3 protein-coding genes are annotated in these 3,602 nt (G+C 36.9%); all 3 read right to left on the bottom strand.

The window, feature by feature from the left end; translation table 11 throughout:
- A complete protein-coding gene (locus tag E1171_RS04940; protein WP_155204676.1) occupies positions 1–1,065 on the bottom strand; it encodes a glycosyltransferase in 1,065 nt (354 codons plus the stop codon).
- A 357-nt stretch (positions 1,066–1,422) separates the two neighbouring features.
- The gene (locus E1171_RS04935) at positions 1,423–2,196 is read right to left on the bottom strand and encodes a class I SAM-dependent methyltransferase (protein ID WP_155204674.1); all 774 of its coding nucleotides are present in this window, start codon (positions 2,194–2,196) and stop codon (positions 1,423–1,425) included.
- A 370-nt stretch (positions 2,197–2,566) separates the two neighbouring features.
- Positions 2,567–3,602, bottom strand: a 1,036-nt coding sequence (locus E1171_RS04930; protein WP_155204673.1) for a hypothetical protein, incomplete at its 5' end; no start/stop codon positions are given.

Raw genomic sequence — 3,602 nt, 5'->3', positions numbered from 1 at the left:
TCATAGTCTAAAAAGAGAAAGGAAATTTCTTTGATTCGATAAAACTGAATATTGTTCAATTACTTTTTGACGGGCTGCCTTGCCAATAAATGAACGCTTTTTCCAATTCTGAAGTAAACTCTCCAAAGTAACAAACCATTCTTTATTAGATTTACAAACATAACCTGTTATGCCATGATCCACAATCTGGGTGTTTACTCCCACCGGTGAAACAAGGGGAGGGATACCCAAAGCCATATATTGCAAGGCCTTGAAACCACATTTTCCTCTCGACCAACCATCATTGGTCAAAGGCATGAGCCCCAGGTTAAATTGAAGTAAATCTTCTATTTCCGTTGATTTTTGCCATTTTTTAAATATTAGGGAATTCAACTTAAAAGTTGGTTCTATACTGCAAATTAGATGAAATTCGAAAGCATATTTATTCTCCAATTTTTCCAAAATGGGAAGAAGGGGTTCCAAATACCTTAAGGTTGAATGACTTCCCGTCCATCCAATTACAAGTTTATCTGAGTTCTGGTTTTTAAGTTGATTATGATGGTTTTCAGTATCTATTGTGGTAGGGTTATAAACCGAATTTTGATTGAACTGCAATGCGAAATCCTTTAAGTATTGATTTCCTGTGCTGACTCTATAGCTCCAATGGCAGATTTTTTTCACCTTTTGGGGATACTTGAATCTTTGGCTTAAATATTTTTTTGAAGAAGCATTTATCCATATGGCATCATCAAAGTCATAAATTATCTTTTTTTGAAAGACTTTTGCGATAAACCATTCCATTAGAGGAGGACCTAAAGGAGCAGTTTCACGGTGAATTAAAATCCAATCAAAGCGATGAACAGCAAAAAGAATGAGAAATCTTCGAAGGAAACCCTTGATAAAACCCATGATTTTCCTCCAGCGATTACCCGGCCAGAAGAGCACTTCCCAGGTTTTTTCATTGAAAAAGCTCATTATTTTAAAGTGATGACCCTGCTGTTTAAGATGAGGTAGATATTGCTCATACCGGAATCGTTGTGAAGGGGCTTTCCCAAAGGGGAAAGGGGCTAGAATGAGGATTTTCATGAGAGAAATATTATAATTGTGAAGAGCGAACCCTGGAGGTGCAAGGTTTTACTTCTTCTATTTGAGGAGGGTCTCTTTAGCGAAAGATTATCCTTTCTTTTCGTAAGTAAAGGAGTGTGCAGTGCGTAATTCTATAGATCAATTATTGTTTTTCATCTTTCTAAACATTTGGGGAAATTATAGGGTGTTTATTCCTAATTGGGGGAGTTGTTGAGATAAATTAACTGTTTGTTGGATATCTTTTCAATTATTTATTAAAGGCTAATATTTCTAACAAAATTAAATTTCTAACTAAGGGATTGAAGTGAAGGCTACTTTTGAGGAGTGGAGACCCAAATTTTTGTGCCTCCAGCATTATTATTTATATAGTACGAAGAAGAGATCAAGGCATTCTTCCATATTAGTTGTTAGATGAAAATCATTAAGATTAATGTTGCTTACTAAATTATCATTACTTTTTTTCAGGCGATTTCTATTTAATCGGTTAAGGATATCATAAGGAACCCTCAAAATGGGGGCTGGTAAGCGGTATTGAAGATTAAAAATATCAAAACGGGTTATCTTTCGTACTGATTCCCGGTTTTTTTCATGGTATTCCATCATTCTTGCACTTCCCGCAATCCCTTTCATATCTACCTTGGAAAAAATTGGAGAACAAAGGGTATTCAATTCTTGAGCTGTGTACTCTCGTTCATGCCAGGGGTTTCGGGTAAGCGTTTGTTTGATGTTTGGGGTAGTAATAATGGCTTTTCCTCCCGGTTTTAAGACCCTCTGTATTTCCTGAAGAAAATATTTATCATCCTCTATATGTTCAATAACCTGAAAACTTACTATTACATCAAAAGAGTTATCAGCTATTCCTTTAAATGGAGGCACAAAGGCTTGTTGAAAATTAACATGGGGGTACTTTTGGCGCAAGCGATCAATAACCTCTGAGATTTTGTCCAGAGCCAGGTAGCTTTCACTTTTTGGGGCTAACAATTCCACCCCTCTTCCTTCACCACAGCCTATTTCCAATAATTCTCCTTGAATATAGGGCTGGGCCTCATAATAAGCTTTCAAAAGACGTTGGTGGACAGGATTATCCGAAGCAATTTGATCAGATGCTATTTCAGTCGTAAAAGTGGCCATTTTTATTAATGTACTTTTTCATCAAAAGTCTAATTTAAGGGTAGACTTCAATGATTTAACGCTTGGAAATGGGCTTTGTTTGAAGAAAACCATTTCTCAAGATCAATGGAAAAATGATTAATCAGGCGAAAATAGGGGAATGCTTTTGCTTAATAAAGTTTATTATAGATTTTCACACATAATCAACAAATAAAAAGGAAGGGGCTGATTAAAGACAAAACCTCCAAAACAAATGCTTTGGAGGCTGTAAAGAATAACAATAATTTAAATATTTAGCCGTCAACCTATTTCAGAACAAGACATTTCTTGGTCTTCAATGTATTTTCTTATTACATCAATAAATGCTTCTCCTGTTGAATAATTACATGGTTTATTGTTTAACATAAACGGTAAAATCGTTTCCCTTCAAATTAATTTTCATCCTTTGCTGATCATCTCTTTGTTGGCTGATAAGGGTATTATTTCTTCCGCTCATTTCTACATCCAAGAAGCTATTTTTACCTGACTGAGTAATTAGGGCCTTATTATTCCAACTGTCACCTTTCTTATTGATAAGGGCGGTTTGGCTTATTCCCTGTTGATTAATTTCGTAAAGGTTGTAATCACCAGATTGGATGATTTCGGCTGTATTTCCTCTTCCCATTTGACGGATAAGTGCTTGATTACCATTTCCTCTCAGCTCTATGGTACTTATACTGAAGCTGGGACCTCCTGTTGTTGCCATTGCTGTAGCCAAACCGCCGTTCATCGTCACTATATTGGTGAATGTTATGCCAATACCAAACAGGTTAATAGCTATGGCCTCTCCCATGGCTTCATCGTTGGCATCAAAAGTAGTGGCAGATGTAGTGGCTTCTGCTTTACCATCTCCAAAATTTTGGGCTAGGGATTTAGCTGATGCTGTACCACCCATAGCTTCTATCGTTGCATCGGCAATAGCATAACCAGCACCTATATTAATGGCTGTAGCTTTTGCTGTGGCTTTTGCTTTATCCATAGAGGTGGCTACATAGGTAGAAGCCGAAGCAGATCCGCCTCCTAAATTTAATGCAAAAGATTTTGCTGTAACTGATCCATTATTTCCCTGCGCATCTACTGTGGCATTTGAGATAGCTTCACCTTGACCAAAACTTAAAGCTTTGGAGTGAAGTGTAATGGAATTTTTATTTTTTGGGTCTCCAAATACTCCCACAGTAGTACTACCAGTAGCAGTTGCTTTGCCTCCAAAAGCAAAGCTTTCTACTTTTTGCTTCACCGTATTATGTTCTCCTTGTATCGCTATACTGGAAGCAGTATTAGTTGTTCCTCCGTTAATGGCTATGGCTTTGGCATTACTAGTAGCATGATTTCCATTACCGAATATAGTTATTTGCCCGGCCTGAGTTCCAAAATTAATATTAGCTACT

This window comes from Xanthovirga aplysinae, from assembly GCF_009711365.1.
Lineage (GTDB): Bacteria > Bacteroidota > Bacteroidia > Cytophagales > Cyclobacteriaceae > Xanthovirga > Xanthovirga aplysinae.
Note: the sequence above shows the minus strand (reverse complement) of the source record. Positions and strands in the feature narration are given on the sequence as shown.

Excerpts from the sequence above, each read along its gene's own strand:
- E1171_RS04940 (WP_155204676.1), bottom strand. The coding sequence starts at position 1,065 with ATGAAAATCCTCATTCTAGCCCCTTTCCCCTTTGGGAAAGCCCCTTCA.
- E1171_RS04935 (WP_155204674.1), bottom strand. The coding sequence starts at position 2,196 with ATGGCCACTTTTACGACTGAAATAGCATCTGATCAAATTGCTTCGGAT.